Raw genomic sequence first — 4048 nt, forward strand, 5'->3', positions numbered from 1 at the left:
AATAAAAGCTATTAAATTAATAATTTTCTAGTTATAATTAACTAATAATGTTAAAAATAAACTATAAATAAATTGAAATGGAGATAAAGATGGAAAAATTATTTTATATTGATTCATATATTAAAAATTTTACTGCTGAAATAGAAGAAATTAAAGAGATGAATAATAAATATCATGTATTGTTAGATAAAACAGCTTTTTTCCCTGGAGGTGGAGGTCAATACTGTGACCTGGGAACTATAGATAATATGTCTGTGGAAGATGTATATGAAGAAAATGACAAAATATATCATGTATTGGATAAAAAACCAAATAGAATTCATAAGGTTAAATGTGAAATTGATTGGGATAGAAGGGAATATGGTATGCAACATCATTTTGGCCAACATGTTATATCTGCTTGTTTTAACAATGAATATAAAGCAAAGACTGTGGGTTTTCATTTAGGAAAAGATTTTGCAACTGTGGATATAGAAGGATTTTTTAAAGAAGATGACATAATTAAAATTGAAAGCATGTGCAATGAAATTATTAGAGAAAATATACCTGTGGAATTTCTTAATATAAATAAGAAAGAAGCTAAGAAATTAAAAATAAAAGATGATTTATCTAAGCTTTCTAATGATATAAGAGTTGTGAAATTTGGAGATTTGGATATAAATTTATGCTGTGGAGTTCATGTCAAAAATACTTTAGACTTAAGAGTTATAAAAATAAAGAAATTTGAAAAATATAAAAAAGCAACAAGAATTGAATTTTTATGTGGGACAAAAGCAATAGATGAAATGTTAAAAAGAGATAACTACTTAAATAAAATTTGTAAGATGCTTAGTAGTAATGAAGAAGGCGCATATCAAGGTATTGAAAAATTAAATAATAAAATAAATGAAGCGAATAAAGAAAATAGAAAATTAGAAGAAATAATAAGTAACTATGAGATGAAAGAAATGATTGAAGAAGCTGAAAAAAATGGAAGCATGAATATTATAATTAAAACTTATGAAGATAAAAATATGAACTATATAAATAAAATTGCAAATAAAATCACAGAAACAGAAAATAATATTGGATTATTTGCTTTAATAAATAATGATAGATTAAATTTATTATTTGCTTGCTCGAAGAACTTAGAAAAAATAGATATGAATATTTTATTAAAAGATAGTATTAAATTAGTTGATGGAAAAGGTGGAGGAAGTAAAACACTAGCACAGGGTGGCGGTAAAAATAACGGTAATTTAGATTCCTTATTTGATTATGTAAAAATTAAAATAAAATCAACTTAATATGAACTCATAACGATTAAATAACTTATTATTTGAAAAGATGTTACATATTAAGTATAATAAGAAGTTGAATGACAAAAAACAACTATGAAAGGACCTTAAATATGAAGAAAGAATTATTTAATGGTAAAAGACTTAAAATAGCTAGAATATACAGAGGAAAAACCATAGATCAAGTATCTAAGGAAACAAATATAAATAAGAAAGATATATTAGCTTTTGAAGAAAATAAATATAAGCCAACAGTGGAAAATGCATTAAAATTATCAAATGTACTACATTTTCCAAGAGAATACTTCTATAGAAATGAGAACATAAAAGTAAATGTGGATGCTGCTCATTTTAATCCACAATCAACAATACAAAGAAATGAAGAAATATCATATAGAGAAAAACTAGTAATGATACACAAACTTTATTTATTTTTTGAAAATTACATCCAGTTCCCAGAGTTACAACTTCCAGATAATTTAAATAAAAACTTATCTATGGAAGAGTTAGCTGAAAGGTGTAGAGAGTTTTATGAATTAGGTGAAGAACCTATAATAAATATGGTATCATTTATGGAAGCTGTGGGAGTAGTGATTACTGCTATGAATATAGACAGAAAAGGTGCTTATCCATATTCACAAAAACAAAGTATTAATGGAAAAGAAAAATATATAGTATCGCTAGGTCATGACAAAAATTCTTTGGCTCTAAGAAATTACGATTTAGCATATGAATTTGCATTTATAATAAGTAATGAGTTAAATATACCAGCTAAAAGATTTAATAAAGATGATTTTGCGTCTGCTTTATTATTACCAAAGAAGAGATTAATAGGGGAGCTGTCTAACCCTAACGAATTAGAATCTTATTTAGAAGTTAAATCTAAATTTATGGTGCCACTTACTATAATTTTATATAGAGCTTATTCTTTAGGATTAATAAATTATAAAAAATACAATTATTTAATGAATGAAATAAGCAAAAATGGATGGCACAAAAAAGAGCCTTTAGACAATGTTAAATCAACTCATCCAACTTGTCTTAGAAATGCATATAAATTACTTTTAGATAATAATATAGTAAGTAAAAATACATTAATGGAAAAACTATATAATGAAAATATTATTTTATATGCTGATGATTTAGAAATACTTATGGGACTTAAAGAAGGAAGCTTATCGAATGATAAAAAAGATGTTAAGATTTTAAGTTTTAATAATAAAAGAAGAAAATAATTTAAAAAAGAGAGTAATCAACTATTTATAATAGGTTGAGATACTCTCTTTTAGGTTAGAAATACTTTTTATAAAATTGTATTTTGTAAGCTATTTCATTTTCTAAGTTTATAAGAAATGATCTATTAATATCATCAACATGAATTATATATTTATCACATACTTTTTCGGGCGTATTATCATCCAAATGTTTAACTAAGTAAAGGTTATTGATACAAAATAAATCATTTAATTCTTTTAGCCAATTAATATAATGATCAATAGTGCCATAAATAGTATTTAAAAATAGTTCTCTTTTATGAGGAACATTTAAATATTTTGACTCTATTTCATTAATATCATATCCAAGAGGACTGTCGCAGTCACAATATTCATTTGTTAATCTGAAAAAAATATAATCATCATATTTTTTTAAAGGAAACAAAGAACATGATTCAAAATAATAATCTACTGGAATATTGTATTTTAAAGATGTTGATATGAATTTTTCATTGTAATCTTTTTTACTAACAGCGCCATATAAAAAATCACACATTTATTTCAACCTCACTTAATAAATAGATTAAATTAATTGTACATATACAATATTATTTTTCAACTAATTCATATAAATCTCTTCTTCTATGATGTAGTAGAGGAAGTTCTTCTCTTACTTGGTTAACATAATCAAAATCAATTGTATAAGTAATTAAATTTTCACTTTCATCTAGTTCACAAAGGATTTCACCAAAGGGAGAAACTATTAAAGAGTGTCCATAAGAAATATAAGGAGAGTTATAATCTCTAGCAGGAGAACAACCTATAGCATAAACTTGATTATCTATGGCTCTAGACCTAAACATAACATGCCAATGAGCAGGACCTGTGGTTAAATTAAAAGAAGCTGGGACAATTATAGCTTTAGCCCCCTTATCCACCATAAGCCTTGAAAATTCAGGAAATCTAAAGTCATAACAAATACATAATCCTATTTTACCAAATTCTGTATCAAACACAGTAATCTTATCACCGGAAGATAGAGTGTCGGATTCTTTAAATTTTTGTTTGTTTTTTATATCGATATCAAATAAGTGCACTTTTCTATGTTTTCCTATCATTTCGCCTTGTCTATCAAAAACATAAGAAGTATTATAAATTTTATTTTTTCCCTTTTCTGGAACTGAGCCACCTACTAGATATATATTATTCGTTTTTGCTAAATTAGATAAAAAATTAAAGGTGTAATCTCCTTCTTCCTCAGCATAAAGAGGAAAATTAGATGAAACATAAGGACAAGAAAACATTTCGGGTAGAATAACAATATCAGGTCTTTCAACAGCAATTTTTGTTACTAATTGAGAAGCCTTTATAAGGTTTTCTTTTTTATCATTCTCAACTTTCATCTGAATTAGTCCTATTTTTAGTTTGCTCATAATTACCTCCTAAAATATTTAGTATATGGTATATTATGGTATATATTTAAAAAGAAAACAAGTATATTGATAAATTCTATAATAACGGTATTTAAATAAGTTGAATTGATAGATTTTTTACAGA

4 protein-coding genes are annotated in these 4048 nt (G+C 25.1%); 2 read left to right on the forward strand and 2 right to left on the reverse strand.

Annotated elements, in window-relative coordinates; genetic code table 11:
* The first annotated feature begins 89 nt into the window (after window positions 1-89).
* Both NSA58_RS16990 and NSA58_RS16995 read left to right on the forward strand, forming a co-directional pair.
* Entirely contained in the window at window positions 90-1286 is a 1197-nt protein-coding gene (locus NSA58_RS16990; RefSeq protein WP_074078860.1) for a DHHA1 domain-containing protein, read from the forward strand.
* A gap of 104 nt (window positions 1287-1390) precedes the next feature.
* Window positions 1391-2512 (forward strand): XRE family transcriptional regulator, encoded by a 1122-nt coding sequence (locus NSA58_RS16995; RefSeq protein WP_039680887.1) that lies wholly within the window; start codon window positions 1391-1393, stop codon window positions 2510-2512.
* A gap of 55 nt (window positions 2513-2567) precedes the next feature.
* On the opposite strand, the gene NSA58_RS17000 is transcribed toward NSA58_RS16995, so the two are convergent.
* Both NSA58_RS17000 and NSA58_RS17005 read right to left on the reverse strand, forming a co-directional pair.
* Window positions 2568-3047: a hypothetical protein gene (locus NSA58_RS17000; RefSeq protein ID WP_074429637.1), complete on the reverse strand. Its 480-nt coding sequence runs from the start codon at window positions 3045-3047 to the stop codon at window positions 2568-2570.
* Between the two features lie 52 nt (window positions 3048-3099).
* Window positions 3100-3924 (reverse strand): carbon-nitrogen hydrolase family protein, encoded by an 825-nt coding sequence (locus tag NSA58_RS17005; RefSeq protein WP_039680869.1) that lies wholly within the window; start codon window positions 3922-3924, stop codon window positions 3100-3102.
* Window positions 3925-4048: the final 124 nt, after the last annotated feature.

Origin of the sequence: Terrisporobacter muris (assembly GCF_024621905.1) — a bacterium.
GTDB classification, from domain to species: domain Bacteria; phylum Bacillota; class Clostridia; order Peptostreptococcales; family Peptostreptococcaceae; genus Terrisporobacter; species Terrisporobacter muris.

Coding starts and splice junctions, on each gene's coding strand:
- NSA58_RS16990 (WP_074078860.1), top strand. CDS start 90: ATGGAAAAATTATTTTATATTGATTCATATATTAAAAATTTTACTGCT.
- NSA58_RS16995 (WP_039680887.1), top strand. CDS start 1,391: ATGAAGAAAGAATTATTTAATGGTAAAAGACTTAAAATAGCTAGAATA.
- NSA58_RS17000 (WP_074429637.1), bottom strand. CDS start 3,047: ATGTGTGATTTTTTATATGGCGCTGTTAGTAAAAAAGATTACAATGAA.
- NSA58_RS17005 (WP_039680869.1), bottom strand. CDS start 3,924: ATGAGCAAACTAAAAATAGGACTAATTCAGATGAAAGTTGAGAATGAT.